Raw genomic sequence first — 16,123 nt, forward strand, 5'->3', positions numbered from 1 at the left:
ACGCCATGACGGACCTCTTGCTCGGACCACTCCATGATCGGCACGCCGCACAGGGCGCCACCTTCGCCGAATTCGGCGGCTGGAACATGCCGGTGTCGTACGCCGGAACGGTGGGGGAGCACACCGCCACACGTGAGGCCGTCGGTCTATTCGACGTGAGTCATCTGGGCAAGGCGCTGGTGCGCGGACCGGGCGCCGCGGCCTTCGTCAACGCATGTTTTACCAACGACCTCAACAAGGTTGGGCCGGGTAAGGCGCAGTACACCCTGTGCTGCACCGAGACCGGCGGGGTCGTCGACGACCTCATCGCCTACTACGTCTCCGATGACGAGATCTTCCTGGTGCCCAACGCCGCCAACACCGCCGCCGTGGTCGCTGCCCTGCAGGCACAGGCACCCGAGGGAATCACCATCACCGATCAGCACCGCGACTACGCGGTGCTGGCGGTGCAGGGGCCCAAGTCCGCGGAGGTGCTGCAACGCCTCGGGCTGCCAACGGATATGGAGTACATGGCCTACGCGGACGCGACGCTGGACGGTCTGCCGGTGCGGGTATGCCGCACCGGATACACGGGCGAGCACGGCTACGAGCTGCTGCCGTCCTGGGATGACGCCGGTGCCGTGTTCGACGCGCTGTTGCCGGTGATCACCGAGGCAGGTGGACAACTCGCCGGTCTGGGCGCGCGCGACACGCTGCGCACCGAGATGGGCTATCCGTTGCACGGTCACGAGCTTTCCGCCGACATCAGCCCGGTGCAGGCGCGCGCGGGCTGGGCCGTCGGCTGGAAGAAGGACGCGTTCTGGGGACGCGACGCGCTTACGCAGGAGAAGGCCGTCGGTCCGCGCCGCACCCTGCGGGGCCTGCGCGCGACCGGCCGGGGTGTGCTGCGCACCGATCTCACGGTGCTCTCCGGCGGTCAACCGGTGGGAGTGACGACATCGGGCACCTTCTCGCCGACTCTCAAGACCGGTATCGCCCTGGCCTTGCTGGACACGTCCGCCCAGATCGCGGATGGAGCGAGCGTCGTCGTCGACGTGCGCGGCCGCGAGATCGAATGCGAGGTCGTCAAGCCGCCGTTCGTGGACACCAATCCGGGATAAAACGAGCGATAACGGGTTCGGATTTGGCGACGGCGGACGGCTAGACTGCCGAGCATGAATCCGCTTCCCGAGTTCACCCGGCAACTCAACCCGTCACCGGCCAGTCCGGCGCGTCGGGCTGAGGTACTGGCCGCGCCGGGATTTGGGAAGTACTTCACCGACCACATGGTGTCCATCGACTGGAACGCCGAAAATGGCTGGCACAACGCGCAAGTGGTGCCCTACGGCCCCATCACCCTGGACCCGTCGGCCGTCGTGTTGCACTACGGGCAAGAGGTCTTTGAGGGGCTCAAGGCCTACCGGCAGCCCGACGGGACCATCGCCGCGTTCCGGCCCGAGGCTAACGCCGAACGGCTGATCCAGTCCTGCCGGCGCATCGCCATCCCCGAGCTGCCGCAAGAGCTGTTCATCGAGTCGCTGCGCCAGCTGATCGCGGTCGACGCCGAGTGGGTGCCGCCGGGCGGTGGCGAGGAATCGCTGTACCTGCGGCCGTTCATCATCGCCACCGAGGCCGGCCTGGGGGTTCGGCCCGCCGCCGAGTATCGCTATCTGCTGATCGCCTCGCCCGCGGGCGCGTACTTCTCGCAGGGCATCAAGCCGGTCAGTGTGTGGCTCTCGCACGAATACGTGCGCGCCGCACCGGGCGGGATCGGCGCGGCCAAGACGGGCGGCAATTACGCCGCCTCGCTCGTCGCGCAGGCGCAGGCCGCCGACGAGGGGTGCGATCAGGTGGTCTGGCTCGATGCCATCGAGCGCCGGTACATCGAGGAAATGGGTGGCATGAACCTGTTCTTCGTGTTCGGGCGCGACGGCGAGGCCCGTCTGGTGACTCCGGAGCTGTCCGGTTCGCTACTGCCCGGTGTGACGCGAAAGTCCTTGTTGCAGCTGGCCTCCGACGCCGGTTTCGCCATCGAGGAGCGCAAGATCGACGTCGACGAGCTGGAGAAGAAGGCCGGATCGGGCGAGATCACCGAGGTGTTCGCCTGTGGCACGGCTGCGGTCATCACGCCGGTCGGCCGGGTCAAGCACTCGGGCGGCGAGTTCACCATCGGTGACGGGGAACCCGGCGAGGTCACCATGGCACTGCGTGACACGTTGACCGGAATCCAGCGCGGCACCTTCGCCGATACGCACGGCTGGATCACCCAGCTCGGCTAGCTCTTCACCCGGCGGCGATAGGTCACCTTGTCGAATTCGTGACCGTATTCGTCGACGGCGGCCACGTCCATCTCGCTGACCAAGGTTCCGGGGCGCACGTCCACGCGAATGAAGGCGTAGTTGCGGTAGCGCACCCGCGACCACGACACCGCCTCGGCATGCTTGCTGCCGTCCGGTGCCCAGACGTAGCTGTTGGGCACCAGGGTGTCGCCGAGTTCGCGGCCGCGGTAGCCCTCCGGCTCGCCCGGCTGAAAGTCGTAGCGGGGCCGACCAGCCGAACCCACCGTGTAGTACACGGTGCCATCGGATTCCGGATCGACTGTGGAATTGTCACCGGCCTCACGGGTCGGGCGCCCCGCCCGGATGGGGTCGGTGCGCTCGAAGACGTGGTTGTGCCCCTGGAGCACCAGATCCACTTGATAGCGGTCGAACAGCGCACACCACGCGTCGCGTACGCCGCCGTCGCTGGCATGGGAGAGCGTCGTCGAATAGGCGCAGTGGTGAAAGAAGCACACGATGAAATCGATGTTCGGGTTGGTGCGGTATGCCGCCAATGTTTTTCCTACCCAGCCGGTTTGGGCTCCGCCCGAATACCCCGTGTTCGCTCGGATCTCGTACGAGACGTCGTTGGCGTCCAGCGAGAGCACGGCGACATTGCCGTACGTGAACGAGTACGCCGACGGGCAGCCGGTGGGGCCGTTGCCGGGGAACCCGAGACGTGCCAGATGGCCGCCGTATCCGTGGGTGCCGTATGCCGCTTCCATGTCGTGGTTGCCCGTCGCGAACATCCACGGGGTGGTGGAGGCGCTGGGCTCGATGGATGTCAGGTACACGTCCCAGACGAACGGGTTGTACTTGTCGAATCCTGCTGCCGCCGTGCCGCCCGAGGATACGAATTGCGGCTTCTTCCCCATCCCGGATGGGTCGGCGTACGCGATGTCCCCGGCCAGGATGTGAAAGTCGGGGCGGCACGCCACGATCTGATTCAAGACGTTCTGCGTGTGCGACACGCCAGGGTCGTTGTCCGCGCTGTAGTAGTTGTCGTCGTACTCGCCGGCGGCGAGCCCCGGTGGCTGGGTAGGGGTCTCATCGGTGCCCTGATCACCCATCATGGTGAAACGGAAGGGGGCGAGGGCGTTTCGTGCGGACGGTATCGCCGTCGAGGACGAACGAATATCGCCCAGGAACCCATCGGCGGTGCGCCAACGGTAGAAATGCTCGGCGCCTCCGCCGATCCCGTGCACGGGTGCATGGACGTAGAACTGTTCGGCGCCCAGGACTCCGTGTGCCTCCGACGGAATCTGGGTCACCAAGTTTCGAATCTCGGCCTCTAGCGACGCACCGAGTTCGGGCGTGGGGCCATGGTCGAGAAAGACCTTGGTGCCGTGCGGATTCCTGGACAACTGCCCGGAGAAGCTGAGCTGGCTGGTCGAGTCCGCGCCATACCCCACACGCCTTCCTGCGACGCTCAGCGGCGCGTCATCGGCATACGCCCGCCGCCCGAACGGCGTCATTCCCAATGCGGCGACCGCGGCGGCCGCCGCCGATCCCCGCAGGAAGTTGCGGCGCGACACCGCGTGACGGCGCAGATACCCGCGATGCCACTCGTACTGCTCGGCCATCGACATCGACTGGGCCACCGATTCGGGGATGCCCATGTCCGGTGTCTCACCGGCGGGATTCAACGGGTTGCGCGGCATAGCTTCGAATGGTGGCTCACCGCAGCAGATAACGCGACCGCACAGGCCGGTGCGACCACAAACTCTTGGTGAATCTTTCGTAGTCCTGTCAGTACGCCGCGAGCCCGAGCGCGGCCAAAGTGGTGGTCACCTCGATGCTCGCGCCCAACACATCCCCGGTGATGCCGCCGAACCTGCGTACGCAATGGCGCACCAGCAGCGCTCCGACCGCCAGGGCCACCGCCACCGCGACCGGCCCCTGCCACGGCCGCCAGGGTTGCGCCACAAGCCCGACGGCCATGGCCGCGAGCACCCACAGCGCCGCCAGCCATAACGGTTGGGACCCGGCGACCCTGGCACCGAAGCCGCTCTGCGCGGCACCGGGTACGCCGCGGCGGCATGCCACCACCGCGCTGACGCGTCCGACCGTGACCGCTAGTGCGATGGCCAGCCATTCTTGCCGGGACGCCAGCACTCCGAACGACAACGCCTGCGCCAGAAGGGTGATGATGAGAGCCACCACGCCGAACGGCCCCGCCGAGCCGTCGCGCATCACGGCCAGCGCGCGCTCCGGCGGCCCGTAGCAACCCAGCCCGTCCGCGGTGTCGGACAGTCCGTCGATGTGCAGGCCCCGCGTCGCGAGAATCGTCACCGTCACCGCCGCCAACCCTGCCAGGGCTGCCATGTACTCCAAACTCATCAACCAGGCGACGGACGCGGCCAGTGCCCCCAGCGTGGCCCCCACCACGGGCAGTGCTCCTAGCACCGGGCCTGACAATGTCCCGGCTAGTCGCGCGGGAACCGGTGCCACCGTGGAGAATTCGAAGGCTCCACCCACGGGGCGCAGGATTCGCAGCAGCACGTTCATGACGAGCTCGCTGCGTTGTCGACTCCCGCTTCGTCGAATGTCGCCATCTGGGCGAGTGTGCCCACCGCGGCCTGTAAAACGGGCAGCGCGACGAGTGCGCCCGATCCCTCACCCAGTCGCATGTCCAGATCCAGCACGGGATCGAGCCGGAGACGTTGCAGGGCAAGGGAATGCGCGGGCTCGGTAGAGCGGTGTCCGGCAAGCCACCACTGCCGTGCCCCCGGTGCCAGCTGCTCGGCCACAAGTGCGGCGGCGGTGACCACCAGTCCGTCGAGCAACACGGGAGTGCGTCGCACCGCCGCCTGCGCCACGAAACCGGCCATCGCCGCCAGGTCCGCGCCGCCCGCCCGGATGAGTAGCCCGACAGGATCGGTGCGCACGTCCCTGGTGCGGCGCAGCGCATCGCGGACAGCGGCGGTCTTGCGCGCCCATCCGGCATCGTCGACGCCCGTGCCCCGGCCCACGACCGCCACCGGTTCGCTTCCGGTGAGCGCCGCCACCAACACCGTTGCCGGTGTGGTGTTTCCGATGCCCATGTCGCCCGCGATGAGCAGATCAGCTCCGCCGTCGATCTCGGTGTCGGCCAAGGCGATTCCGGTGGACAGCGCGCCGTGTGCCTGCTCCTCGGTGAGAGCGTCTTCGACGGCGATGTTGCCGCTGGGGCGGCCCACGGCGATGTCGGCGACGCGTACGCCTGCACCGGTCAGCGTGGCAAGCACGTTCACGGCCGCGCCGCCCGCTTCGATGTTCCGCACCATCTGCGCCGTCACCGACGGGGGATAGGCGGATACTCCGGCGGCTGCCACGCCGTGATCACCGGCGAAGACGACCACTCGTGGTCGCTGGAATGTCTTAGGCGGGCACTGGTTCTGGCATGCAGACGCCCACACCGACAGCTCCTCCAGGCGCCCCAGCGCACCGGCGGGCTTGGTGAGTCGCCGTTGACGCTCGCGTGCGGCATCGGCGATGTCGGGGTTGGGCGCCGTCACCGGGGTGAATCGCGGAGCTTCGGGTGAGGTCACGTGAGGCGTCCTTTGATGACCAACGGCTGGCCGGCGACCACCAGAACCACGCGTTCGCAGCGTGCTGCCACAGCCTGGTTCAGGGTCCCGAGCGTGTCGGTGAAGAGCCGCCCGGACGCGGTGTTGGGCACGATGGTCAGTCCGACCTCCGGGCTCACGATCACCAAGTCGACGGTGTAGGCGTCGATCGCGTTCAGCAATTCGCCGATATCTGGGGTGACCGCATCGCTGCCGGTATCCCAAGCGTCCCGGGCGTCCATCGCCGCGGCCAGCCAGCCGCCGAGATCGTCGACGAGCGTGGGCAGCGGTGCGCGCGTGTGTAACTCGCCCGCGATATCCGCCGTCTCGGCGGTCGTCCAGTGGGCGGGGCGCCGCGATCGGTGTGCGGCAACCCTGTGCGCCCACGCCGTGTCGTCGCTAGCCGACGATCCGGTGGCCAGGTATCGCGCGGGTCCCGCGGCGGGAAGCAGGGATTCGGCGAAACGCGACTTTCCCGAACGAATTCCACCAAGAACCAGCGTGGTAGGCACGTGAGGCTAGACCGGCTCGCCGCGGTCCACCCGGGGACGCGGGGCGCGCATCTTGCGCAGCTGCGACGCGCGGCTTGCCGCGTACCAACCGAGCTTGAATCCGCTCTCGTCACTGGTGGGGAAGCGCTCGCCCACGCGCTTGTTCACGAGCCTGCCGACGAAGACACCGTCCACGATCATCACAAGCATCAGAACCAGCATCGCCGGGGTCATCCACATCTGCACCTGGACCGAGGGCACAGCGAACATGGTGAAGATCAAGAAGAGCGCCAGCGGCATGAACAGCCCCAGCACGTTGCGCCGCGAGTCGACGATGTCGCGGGCGAAAGCACGCACCGGGCCCTTGTCGCGAGGCAGCAGGTATGCCTCGTCGCCGGCCATCATCTTTTCCCGGTTGTCGGCCATCCGGGCGCGCCGCTCGGCGTTCTCGATCTTGCGCTCGGCGCGTGACAGCTTCGGTCCGCGCAGGGCCTTACGCCGCTGCCGGGCCTCGGAGCTGGTCAATGGTGCCGGGGCGACGGGTCCGCGGCGCTTTCCGGCGTCCCGTTTGGGTGTGGGACGGCCCTTTCCGGACTGCACCGCCCCGGAAGTACCTGTGATGTCCGTCTCACCGGATGGCAATGTGGACGTCGCGGCAGCCTCGTCGGAGGGAGCGGATTTCTTTCGGCCGAGCAGATTCACACGCCCAGATTATCCTGCGCGAATGAGTCAGATTCTGGTGGCGCCCGACAGCTTCGGTGACACACTCACCGCCACCGAGGCGGCCAGCGTCATCGCGCAAGGATGGGGGAGCGTGCGCCCCGCCGACACCTTGACCGTCAGCCCGCAGTCCGACGGCGGCCCGGGGTTCGTCGAGGTGCTGGCGACTCAACTGCCCTCGGCCAGGCGGCACGCGGCACGGGTCCGAGGCCCGTTGGACGAGGACGTCGATGCCACCTGGCTGCTGGACGGGGTCACCGCCTACGTCGAATGCGCGCAGGCCTGCGGGCTGCCGCTGCTACGGCAAGCTCCGACGGTTGACACGGCATGGCGCGCCGGCAGCGCAGGTGTCGGAGAACTGATTGCGGCTGCCCTGGACGCCGGGGCGACGCGGATCGTGGTCGGCCTCGGAGGGAGCAGTTGCACCGACGGAGGCGCGGGACTCGTGGAAGCCCTCGGGGGGATCGGCCCAGCACAGCACCGGCTCATCACGACGGAACTGGTGGTTGCCAGTGACGTCGAGCATCCGCTGCTCGGTGCGCGTGGTGCGGCCGCGGTATTCGGCCCGCAGAAGGGTGCGGACCCGGACACCGTCAATCGCCTGGAGGCGCGGCTCGCCGAGTGGGCGACGGCATTGGAGGCCGGAACCGGCCGGTCCGTGCGAGATCTCGCCGGCGCGGGGGCAGCGGGCGGAATCGGGGCGGCACTGCTGGCGCTCGGCGGCCGTCGAGAATCGGGAGCGCGCATCCTCGCCGAGCACACCGGCCTGGATGCAGCGATTGCACGGGCCGATCTGGTGATCACCGGGGAGGGCAAGTTCGACGACCAAACCCTGCACGGCAAGGTGGCCGGGGCGGTGGCAGCGCGCGCCGCGGCTTCCGGCACTCCGGTGCTGGTGTTGGCCGGTCAAGTGGCGCTGACCGCCGCCGAGTACCAGCGGGTGGGTATCGCGCGCGCCGAATCGATCACCCAGTTCGCGGGGTCGGTGCAGCGGGCCATGGAGGACGCTGCCGGTCAGCTCGCCGGATTGGCGGCACTCGTCGCACGTGACTGGCCGGTGGGCTAGGGCATAGATGTAGGAATAGCCGCAGACGAGGTACCGTTGAGGTCAGAAGACGTCCCTACAAGGACGTCCACCCGAGAGCTTCGACCAGGGGAGATCCCACCATGACTGTCCAAGACGAATCGACCGCCACTTCCGCCACCGAGGAAGCTCATGGCGTCGTCTTGACCGATGCCGCCGCCGCCAAGGCCAAGGCGCTGCTGGATCAGGAAGGCCGCGACGACCTGTCGCTGCGCATCGCCGTCCAGCCGGGTGGCTGCGCGGGTCTGCGGTACCAGCTGTTCTTCGACGACCGCGCCCTCGACGGCGACCTGACCGTCGACTTCGACGGTGTGACCCTCACCGTGGATCGCATGAGCGCGCCGTACGTGCAGGGCGCCTCCATCGACTTCGTCGACACCATCGAGAAGCAGGGCTTCACGATCGACAACCCGAACGCCACCGGCTCCTGCGCCTGCGGCGACTCCTTCAACTGATCAGAACGCGTTCCCGCCTCGCATGTACGCGGAGCAGACGTAGATCTTGTTGTCGTTGAGCAGTAATTCGGCCTGACCCTGCGGCGCATCCTTGCGCTTCTGGCTGGTCGCGGTGAACAGCACCTTGAGCTGGTACTCGGAGAAGTAGACGATCTTGTCGATCGACTTGACCGTCGCCGTCCCGAAGGTGGCCACAAACTGTTGGGCGTTGGCGCGCACGATCGTGTCATCGGTGTCTTTGTCGCGCACCGCGTCATACAGGCCGCAGCCGGCGTTGCGCGCCAGGGTCACGGTGTCGAGCCGGGCCATCGCATCCAGGTAGCCCTGGATGGTCTCCTGGATCCGCTCCTCACTGGGGCGGTGGGAGACGCCCGAATTCTTCGTCAGAAATCCCAGCAGCAGCGCCAGCACCACCAGCACGGCCACCACGGCAGCGGGTGCGAGCCAACCGGGCACCTTGCGCTTGCGCTCCGGGTAGTCGACCGGGGGAGGCATGGGCGGTAAACCAGGGTAGGGCACCGTCGAATAACCTGGTTCAGCCATTGATTCTCCTGAAAATCGTTTCCCCAGTCTCACTCCCCGACCACCCAGGCTAGCAATCGGCCACAACCGCTCTAACAGTTACGTTAGGTAAGCTTTTGGGGTTGTCTCTCGACTGCAAACCCGCCCGAATCCAACGAAGGGTCTCACGCGTGTCCATCATCGTCACCGGATCCATTGCGACCGACCACCTGATGAACTTCCCCGGCAAGTTCTCCGAACAGCTGCTGGTCGAGCACCTGCAAAAGGTGTCCCTGAGCTTCCTGGTGGACGATCTGGAGATCCGTCGCGGTGGCGTCGCGGGGAACATCGCCTTCGCCATCGGCGTGCTCGGGGGCAACCCCGCCCTGGTGGGCGCGGTCGGCGCGGACTTCGCCGAGTACCGGTCATGGCTTGAGCGCCACGGCGTGAATTGCGACGCGGTGTTGATTTCCGAGACCGCGCACACCGCGCGATTCGTGTGCACCACCGACCAGGACATGGCGCAGATCGCGTCCTTCTACCCGGGTGCGATGTCCGAAGCGCGCGACATCTCCCTGGCCGACGTCGTATCGCGCACCGGGACACCGGAATTGGTGATCATCGGAGCCAACGACCCCGATGCCATGTTCCGCCACACCGAGGAATGCCGCAGCCTGGGGCTGCCGTTCGCGGCCGATCCGTCGCAGCAGCTGGCACGCCTGTCCGGTGAGCAGGCCCGCGAGCTTGTCGGCGGCGCCGCGTACCTGTTCACCAACGACTACGAGTGGGATCTGCTGCTGTCCAAGACGGGGTGGACCGAGGCCGATGTGCGTGAGCGTGTCGACCTGCGGATCACCACCTTGGGCCCCAACGGCGTCGAGATCGTGGAGAAGGACGGCACTTCCCTCAAGGTGGGCGTGGTCCCGGAGAAGGGGCAGGCCGACCCGACCGGTGTCGGCGACGCGTGGCGTGCCGGATTCCTCACCGGCCGCAGCGCCGGACTGAACCTAGAGCGGTCGGCGCAGCTGGGTGCGCTCGTGGCCACACTGGTTTTGGAGACCGTGGGTACCCAGGAATGGCTGTGGGAGCGCGACAGCGCCCTGGCTCGCCTCGCCGACGCCTACGGTCCGGACGCGGCGGACGAGATCGGTGCGGCTCTTTAGAGCTGCACCGGGTAGTGCGGTTCCTGGATGTTCGGCCGCACCGACTGCTCGACGAAGATCGCATGCCACAGCATGAAGATCAGTACCGTCCACAACCTGCGGCTGTGATCGGCGGCTCCGGCCGCGTGCTCGGTGAGCATCCGGCTCACCGCGTCCACGTTGACCAGGTGTCCGGCTTGCGTGGTCGCGAGCATCTCGCGGGCCCACTCGTGCAGTAACCCGTCCACGAACCAGTGCCGGATGGGCACCGGGAAGCCCAGCTTGGTCCGGTGTAGAACATGCGCCGGCACAATGGGTTCCAGCGCCTTACGCAGGGCGTACTTGGTGGTGTCGCGGGTGATCTTCTCCCGATAGGGCAGCTGGGAAGCCACCTTGAACACCTCGGGATCCAGGAACGGCACCCGCAGCTCCAGCGAGTTCGCCATGGTCATCTTGTCGGCCTTGACCAAGATATCCCCGCGCATCCAGGTGAACAGATCCACATACTGCATGCGCGCCACCGGATCCCACCCCGCGCACCGCTCATAGAGGGCCGCCGTGACGTCCTGGTGGCCCCATTCCGGACGGTAGTGGGGGAGCACCGCCCGCAGCTGATCGTCGTTGAAGCTGCGCGCGTTCCCGTAGTAGCGCTGCTCCAATGTCATCGACCCGCGGTGCAGCAGGCTCTTGCCGCGCACCCCGTCCGGGATGGCGGCCGACAGGCGTGCCGCACCGCGCCGCAATGCGCCGGGCAGGTAGTCGAAGGGCTTGAGCGACAAGGGTTCCCGGTAGATCGTGTATCCACCGAACAACTCATCGGCGCCCTCGCCGGAGAGCACCACCTTGACGTGCTTACGCGCCTCCCGGGCCACGAAGAACAACGGCACCAGCGACGGGTCCGCCACCGGATCGTCCAGATACCAGACGATTTCGGGCAGCGCGGAGACAAACTCCTCCTGGCTGACCACCTTGACGACATGTCGGGCACCGATCGCCTGCGCCGACTCGACCGCCACATCGACCTCGGAATAACCTTGCCGCTCAAAACCTGTCGTGAAGGTGATGAGTTTGGGGTTGTGCCGGATCGCCAGCGCGGCGATAGCGGTCGAGTCGATGCCGCCGGACAGGAACGACCCCACCGTGACATCGGCGCGCATGTGCTTGGCCACCGAATCGGAGAGCACCTCGGTGATCTCGTCGTACCGGGACTGGCGGGTGGCGCGCGTAAAGGGCCTCACCTGGAACCGGGCCGGGAAGTAGCGCGTGACGCGCGGCGGCTCGCCGGGGGCGATGCGCGCGTACGACCCAGATTCCAGGCGCCGGATCTGGGTATGCAGGCTCTCGGGCTCTGGAACGTACTGCAGCGTCGTGTAGTGCTGCAACGCCCGTAGGTCGAGTTCGGTCCCGATGCCCAACTGCTCCACCAGGTCCAGCAGACACTTTTTCTCGCTGCCCAACGCGGTGCCGCCCGGGCCCGTCGCCATGAACAGCGGCTTGATGCCGAAAGGATCGCGTGCGCAGAACAACTCGCGCCGGGCGGTGTCCCAGATCGCGAAGGCGAACATGCCGCGCAGCCGGTGCAGCGCGTCCGGGCCCCAGAAGTGATAGGCGGCCAGGATGGCCTCGCCGTCGCCCTCGGTCGCGAAGACGGCGCCGTATTCGGCCCGGAGCGCTTCTCTGAGTTCTAGGTAGTTGTAGATCTCGCCGTTGAAGACCAGCACGTACCGATCTGGGGCATCCGCGGGCCCCCAGCGCAGCGGCTGATGCGAATGCGCGATATCGATGATCGAGAGCCGATTGAAGCCGAAGAGCACGTTTCCCTCGTGCCATATCCCGGGTTCGTCGGGGCCGCGGTGGCGCATATGCACCATCGCCGCATCTACCGCCGGGCTATGAGATTCGAGGGAAGACCCGGGCGGGCCCAGCCACGCCACCAGTCCACACACGCGGCCAAGTATGCAACATCACGGGACCTAGGTCCCGACACCGGCCCCGTCGCAGCCCTGATGCGACCGCGTGGTCTACGCTGCGTAGTATTCGATTGCTGCCACTGGTCAGCGATGGATTCTGCAGGCGAAACAGGAGGCTAAAAACGTGACGTCACGGTCCGGCTCACGGTCGTCCCTGCTGGCCACTGTGGTGCTGTTGGGCGCGGCGAGCTTCCTGCTCAGCGGTTGTAGCGTCCAAGAAGTACTGCGGTTCGGTTGGCCCGAGGGAATCACTCCCGAGGCTCACGACTACATGGCCCCCTTGTGGACCTGGGCGGTTGTCGCCTCGTTGGTCGTCGGTGTCATCGTGTGGGCCCTGACCTTCTGGACCGTCGCGTTCCACCGTCACAAGCCCGGCGATACCGAGTTCCCGCGTCAGTTCGGCTACAACCTGCCGCTGGAGCTGGTCCTGACGGTGGTGCCGTTCCTGATCATCGCGGTGCTCTTCTACTTCACGGTCGTGGTGCAGAACAAGGTCATGCACAAGGACCCGAACCCCGAGGTCGTCGTCGACGTCACCGCGTTCCAGTGGAACTGGAAGTTCGGCTACCAGAAGGTCGCGTTCAAGGACGGCAGCCTCAACTACGAGGGCGCCGACCCCGAGCGCAAGAAGGCGATGACCTCCAAGCCCGAGGGCAAGGACGCGCACGGCAACGAGCTCGTCGGCCCGGTGCGCGGCTTGAACCGCGAAGATCGCACCTACCTGAACTTCGACAAGATCGAGACCATCGGAACGTCGTCGGAGATCCCGGTGCTGGTGCTGCCCAGCGGCAAGAGCGTCGAGTTCATCCTGGCCTCTGCGGACGTCATCCACTCGTTCCGGGTGGTCCCGTTCCTGTTCACCCGCGACGTGATGCCCGAGCCCAAGGCCAACAACTCCGACAACGTCTTCCAGGTCAGCAAGATCCTGAAGGAAGGCGCGTTCGTGGGTCGCTGCGTCGAGATGTGCGGCACCTACCACTCGATGATGGCCTTCGAGCTGCGTGTGGTCAGCCCCAACGACTTCAAGTTCTACCTGGAAGCGCGCAAGGCCGGTAAGACCAATGCCGAGGCGCTGGCCTCGATCGGGCAATCGCCGGTCTCGGTCACCACCAGGCCATTCGACGGCCGTCGCGGCGAGCTTGCGCCGGCAGACAACAACGCGGCGAAGAACTAGGCGAGGGAGCGCAGCATGCATATCGAAGCCCGACTCTTCGAAATCCTCACCGGGTTCTTCGCCCTGGCCACCGTCGTGTACGCGGTGCTCACCGCCATGTACGCCAACGGTGGTGTGGAGTGGGCGGGCACCACCGCCATGGTGATGACCACCGGTCTGTCGCTGATCATCTCGACGTTCTTCCGCTTCGTGGCCCGTCGTCTGGACACCCGTCCCGAGGACTACGAGGACGCCGAGATCGCTGACGGCGCCGGAGAGCTGGGTTTCTACAGCCCGCATAGCTGGTGGCCGCTCATGATTGCGCTGGCCGCCGCCACCACTGCTGTGGGCGTGGCGCTGTGGCTGCCGTGGCTGATTGCCGCCGGTGCGGTATTCGTCCTCAGTGCGGTCGCCGGCTTGGTCTTCGAGTACCACATCGGCGCGGAGAAGCACTAGCTCATCGCGCGTTTTGCCTCGTCGTCCACCACTGTGCTCGTGCTTTGCGGCGGGACTCCCGTGGCTGGTGTGACATTGCCGTGTGCACTATCACGATTTCGATAACAATCCGGTGGTCAGTTTGGTTTTTCAGGCCGTCGGGATTCGTCGCCCCGGATTGCTTTGGCTATCGTTGCCATGGCCCCTCAGGCAGGTGGCCCGCCGGGGAGCGGGAAGTGACGAAAAGGAACTTGTGTAGATGAGTGGGACGGACAACCCAGGGTCGGGGACTCCCGGGGAAGTTCCGGACCTGGATGGTCCGAACGAGGATGGCGCAGCTGCTGACTCTTCCGGGGCGGATTCCTCGGCGTTTCATTCACAGGCGTACTCGGCGCCCGAATCCGAGCAATTCACCAGCCCGTACGTGCCGTACGACGAATACGACACCCAACTGGTCGACGGCGAGGAACCGGCTCCGCCGCGGTGGCCCTGGGTCGTCGGAGTGGCGGCGATCATTGCCGCGATCACCCTGGTGGCGTCCGTCGCACTGTTGGTAGCCGGGCGCTCGGACGAGACCACCGGTGCCGCCAAGAGCACCTCTGTCACGCCGACACCGAGCACCACACCGTGGAACGAGATCATCACCACCACGACACCGCCGCCACCGCCACCGCCCCCACCGCCGAGCAGCGAGCCCCCGCCTCCGCCGCCGCCCCCGGTCGTGACCGAGACGGTGACCGTGGAGCCGCCTCCGCCACCGCCGCCCCCGCCGGTGACGACACACGAGGCGCCTCCGCCGGTGACCACTACGACACCGCCGCCGCCTCCGCCCCCGACGACCACGACGCCGGCCGGGCCGCGACAGATCACCTATTCGGTCACCGGATCCAAGGCTCCGCTCGATCGCATCTCGATCACCTGGACCGACGGTTCCGGCCGTACCCGGGTGAACCCGAATGTGTACATCCCGTGGTCGATTACCGTCACTCCGATCTCGAATTCGGAGATCGGCTCGGTATCGGCAAGCAGCTTCCTGCGCTTGAGCCAGCTCAATTGCACGATCACCACCAGCGATGGCCAGGTGTTGTCGTCCAACAACAACAATTCGGCGCAGGCAACCTGCTGATGCCAGCAGGTCGATTGGCCAAGCCACTGGAGGCGATTGCCGGCCCGGTGCGGCGTTCCACCCCCGAGTCCGTCGATCGGATGCTGGTCGGGCTGTGTGCGGTCATCTGGTTGGCTTTCGTCGGCATGCTGGTCGGTGCGATCGTCGTGATTGCCGGAATGGGGCAGGATTCGGGATCGTCCGGGTCGTCCTGGGGGATCTACATCGTCATCGGCGTGTCGCTGGCCGTCATCGTCGGGGCCATACCGCTGCTGTTGCGCGCTCGTAAGACGGCGGCCCAGCGCACGGCGCGGGGCGCATCGAAGACCGCGCCTAAGTCCAAGGGCAGCAACGTTTCCCGAGAGGGGGACGCACCGTCCGGTCCGCCTCCAGCGGAGGCCTCGACAGAGAAGCTCAAGACCTTCGGCGGTCTGGCCGATCATGTGAGTCATGTCCCCAAGGACTACAGCGGTCCCGGGTCGCCGGCATACCGCGCTGCCGCCGAGGTAGCGGCGAAATCGGCGGTTGTGGACCGGCTGTGGTTGCGGGCGACGGTGGGGATCGCGGGTGCGATCGGCCTTGCCCTGCTGGCGGTGGTCACCGGTACCTATTTGCTTGCGGTGGACAGTGATACTGCGGCCATCGTGGCCTTTGTGTTCGCCGGCCTGATCACCGGTGCGATGGGCGCGATCCCGTGGTTTACGTTGAAGAAGCTGCGTGAGCTCGGCGCCTCGGGGTCGTCCGAAAAGTAGCCGTCTCTACTCCGCGATGCCGGCGCGGGCGATCACCTTGGTAATCCTGGCCCGGACAAGTGATTCCTCGGGCACCGCATTGCGGTGGCCGTACTGCTCGGCCAGCTCGGCTCCCATGTAGCGCGCACCGATCCGGGTCGCCCAGTCCAGCAGCTCGTCGTGACCGCTGGTGAGGTGTGCTTCGGCGGTGAACTGGACATAGGAGAACGGTGGCCGCTGGTCGTCGACAGCCAGCGAGATACGTGGATCGCGCCGGATCGCCTTGCCCTTCAAGGTGTCCGTGCCGGTCATGAAGATCAGCTCGTCCCCGTCGGAACCTTCGTTCAGGAGAAACCAGACGGGCGTCACGATGGGGGCGCCGTTGGCTCGTACCAGGCCGAGCATTCCGGTGCGCGTGCCCTCGGTGGCGAAGGCCCACCATTGCTCGCGGGTCATCTCACGCATACGTCCACCCTAAAGCAGTTGGGCCC

Annotated in this window: 17 protein-coding genes; 9 read left to right on the top strand and 8 right to left on the bottom strand. The window is 66.7% G+C overall.

Annotation, left to right across the window (positions count from 1 at the left end; genetic code table 11):
- The first annotated feature begins 5 nt into the window (after positions 1–5).
- A complete protein-coding gene (gene gcvT, locus MYCSP_RS08645) occupies positions 6–1,100 on the top strand; it encodes a glycine cleavage system aminomethyltransferase GcvT (RefSeq protein WP_088413608.1) in 1,095 nt (364 codons plus the stop codon).
- A gap of 54 nt (positions 1,101–1,154) precedes the next feature.
- Positions 1,155–2,258 carry a branched-chain amino acid aminotransferase gene (locus tag MYCSP_RS08650; protein WP_088413609.1) on the top strand — a complete coding sequence of 368 codons (1,104 nt, stop codon included), beginning with the start codon at positions 1,155–1,157 and terminating at the stop codon, positions 2,256–2,258.
- On the opposite strand, the gene MYCSP_RS08655 is transcribed toward MYCSP_RS08650, so the two are convergent.
- From MYCSP_RS08655 to MYCSP_RS08675, 5 genes are all read right to left on the bottom strand, one after another.
- Positions 2,255–3,958 (bottom strand): metallophosphoesterase, encoded by a 1,704-nt coding sequence (locus tag MYCSP_RS08655; RefSeq protein WP_088413610.1) that lies wholly within the window; start codon positions 3,956–3,958, stop codon positions 2,255–2,257. The two genes, MYCSP_RS08650 and MYCSP_RS08655, sit on opposite strands and share 4 nt — an antisense overlap.
- Positions 3,959–4,046: 88 nt before the next feature.
- Entirely contained in the window at positions 4,047–4,805 is a 759-nt protein-coding gene (locus MYCSP_RS08660; protein ID WP_088413611.1) for an adenosylcobinamide-GDP ribazoletransferase, read from the bottom strand.
- Positions 4,802–5,827: a nicotinate-nucleotide--dimethylbenzimidazole phosphoribosyltransferase gene (gene cobT, locus MYCSP_RS08665; protein ID WP_088413612.1), complete on the bottom strand. Its 1,026-nt coding sequence runs from the start codon at positions 5,825–5,827 to the stop codon at positions 4,802–4,804. The genes MYCSP_RS08660 and cobT overlap by 4 nt, the downstream gene beginning before the upstream one ends.
- Positions 5,824–6,357, bottom strand: coding sequence for a bifunctional adenosylcobinamide kinase/adenosylcobinamide-phosphate guanylyltransferase (locus MYCSP_RS08670; protein ID WP_083017780.1), 534 nt, complete (start codon positions 6,355–6,357; stop codon positions 5,824–5,826). The genes cobT and MYCSP_RS08670 overlap by 4 nt, the downstream gene beginning before the upstream one ends.
- A 6-nt stretch (positions 6,358–6,363) precedes the next feature.
- A complete protein-coding gene (locus MYCSP_RS08675) occupies positions 6,364–7,038 on the bottom strand; it encodes a DUF3043 domain-containing protein (protein WP_088413613.1) in 675 nt (224 codons plus the stop codon).
- A 22-nt stretch (positions 7,039–7,060) separates the two neighbouring features.
- Between MYCSP_RS08675 and MYCSP_RS08680 the strand changes: the two genes are divergently transcribed.
- Both MYCSP_RS08680 and MYCSP_RS08685 read left to right on the top strand, forming a co-directional pair.
- Positions 7,061–8,122: a glycerate kinase family protein gene (locus tag MYCSP_RS08680; protein WP_162266219.1), complete on the top strand. Its 1,062-nt coding sequence runs from the start codon at positions 7,061–7,063 to the stop codon at positions 8,120–8,122.
- Positions 8,123–8,223: 101 nt separating this feature from the next.
- The gene (locus MYCSP_RS08685; protein WP_070910983.1) at positions 8,224–8,595 is read left to right on the top strand and encodes a HesB/IscA family protein; all 372 of its coding nucleotides are present in this window, start codon (positions 8,224–8,226) and stop codon (positions 8,593–8,595) included.
- Here the strand turns inward: MYCSP_RS08685 and MYCSP_RS08690 are convergent, their stop codons facing one another.
- Positions 8,596–9,138, bottom strand: a complete 543-nt coding sequence (locus MYCSP_RS08690; protein WP_070910982.1) for an Rv0361 family membrane protein — start codon at positions 9,136–9,138, stop codon at positions 8,596–8,598.
- Positions 9,139–9,287: 149 nt separating this feature from the next.
- Here MYCSP_RS08690 and MYCSP_RS08695 point away from each other — a divergent pair, with 149 nt between their 5' ends.
- Entirely contained in the window at positions 9,288–10,259 is a 972-nt protein-coding gene (locus tag MYCSP_RS08695; RefSeq protein WP_088413614.1) for a carbohydrate kinase family protein, read from the top strand.
- Here MYCSP_RS08695 and asnB read toward each other — a convergent pair.
- On the bottom strand, positions 10,256–12,184 hold the full coding sequence (gene asnB / locus MYCSP_RS08700) for an asparagine synthase (glutamine-hydrolyzing) (RefSeq protein WP_088413615.1): 1,929 nt from the start codon (positions 12,182–12,184) through the stop codon (positions 10,256–10,258). The genes MYCSP_RS08695 and asnB overlap by 4 nt on opposite strands.
- Positions 12,185–12,332: 148 nt before the next feature.
- Between asnB and ctaC the strand changes: the two genes are divergently transcribed.
- The 4 genes from ctaC to MYCSP_RS08720 all read left to right on the top strand — a co-directional run bounded on the left by ctaC (position 12,333) and on the right by MYCSP_RS08720 (position 15,653).
- Positions 12,333–13,382: an aa3-type cytochrome oxidase subunit II gene (ctaC, locus tag MYCSP_RS08705; RefSeq protein WP_070910979.1), complete on the top strand. Its 1,050-nt coding sequence runs from the start codon at positions 12,333–12,335 to the stop codon at positions 13,380–13,382.
- A 15-nt stretch (positions 13,383–13,397) separates the two neighbouring features.
- Positions 13,398–13,817: a cytochrome c oxidase subunit 4 gene (locus MYCSP_RS08710; RefSeq protein WP_070910978.1), complete on the top strand. Its 420-nt coding sequence runs from the start codon at positions 13,398–13,400 to the stop codon at positions 13,815–13,817.
- Between the two features lie 238 nt (positions 13,818–14,055).
- On the top strand, positions 14,056–14,922 hold the full coding sequence (locus MYCSP_RS08715; RefSeq protein ID WP_070910977.1) for a hypothetical protein: 867 nt from the start codon (positions 14,056–14,058) through the stop codon (positions 14,920–14,922).
- The gene (locus tag MYCSP_RS08720) at positions 14,922–15,653 is read left to right on the top strand and encodes a DUF2561 family protein (protein WP_083020271.1); all 732 of its coding nucleotides are present in this window, start codon (positions 14,922–14,924) and stop codon (positions 15,651–15,653) included. Before MYCSP_RS08715 ends, MYCSP_RS08720 begins: the two co-directional genes overlap by 1 nt.
- 6 nt (positions 15,654–15,659) lie before the next feature.
- Here MYCSP_RS08720 and MYCSP_RS08725 read toward each other — a convergent pair whose 3' ends face one another.
- Positions 15,660–16,097 carry a PPOX class F420-dependent oxidoreductase gene (locus MYCSP_RS08725; protein ID WP_088413616.1) on the bottom strand — a complete coding sequence of 146 codons (438 nt, stop codon included), beginning with the start codon at positions 16,095–16,097 and terminating at the stop codon, positions 15,660–15,662.
- Positions 16,098–16,123: the final 26 nt, after the last annotated feature.

The organism is Mycobacteroides saopaulense (genome assembly GCF_001456355.1).
GTDB lineage: Bacteria > Actinomycetota > Actinomycetes > Mycobacteriales > Mycobacteriaceae > Mycobacterium > Mycobacterium saopaulense.